The sequence below is a fragment of the Streptomyces sp. DT190 genome, from assembly GCF_049846985.1.
Taxonomy (GTDB): domain Bacteria; phylum Actinomycetota; class Actinomycetes; order Streptomycetales; family Streptomycetaceae; genus Streptomyces.
In genome coordinates, this window is record NZ_JBNCNM010000064.1 from 1 (window position 1) to 807 (window position 807).

The 807-nt window shown below is 69.4% G+C and carries 1 protein-coding gene; it reads left to right on the plus strand.

The genetic code is table 11. The features are described 5' to 3' along the window. On the plus strand, positions 1-807 hold an 807-nt coding region (locus ACPXCS_RS39595), incomplete at both ends, for an IS481 family transposase (RefSeq protein WP_425952359.1).

The window sequence follows — 807 nt, forward strand, 5'->3', positions numbered from 1 at the left end:
CCGAAGGCGAGCAAGGGCTGCACGACCGCTCCAGCCGGCCCCGCACCACACCGCACCGCACCCCGGCCACGACCGAGGCCCGGGTGTGCCGCCTGCGCCAGGACCGCAAACTCGGCCCCGCACGGCTGGGACCGATCCTGGGCCTGCCCGCCTCGACCACCCACCGGATCCTGACCCGGCACGGCCTCAACCGCCTGGCCTTCCTGGACCGGCCCACCGGGCAGATCATCCGCCGCTACGAACGCGACCGTCCCGGCGAACTCGTCCACGTGGACGTCAAGAAACTCGGCCGTATCCCCGACGGCGGCGGCCACAAGGTCTTGGGCCGTCAGGCCGGTCGCCTCACCCGCAGCGGCATGGGCTTCGACTACATCCACTCCGCCATCGACGACCACACCCGCCTCGCCTACAGCGAGATCCACAACGATGAGAAGGCCGCCACCTGCGCCCACTTCCTCCGCCGGGCCGCGGCCTTCTTCACCGCCCACGGCATCAGCCGCATCGAACGTGTCCTGACCGACAACGCCTGGCCCTACCGCAAGAGCTTCGCCTGGCAGCAGGCCCTCGCCGACCTCGACGCGACCGGCAAGCTGACCCGCCCCTACCGGCCGCAGACCAACGGCAAGGTCGAACGCTTCAACCGGACCCTGCTCGACGAATGGGCCTACCTGCGGCCCTACACCAGCAACAACGAACGAACAGCAGCCCTGGCAGACTTCCTGCACACCTACAACCACCACCGCTGCCACACCGCACTCGGCGGCAAGCCACCGATCAGCCGCGTGAACAACGCTCCGGGTCAATACA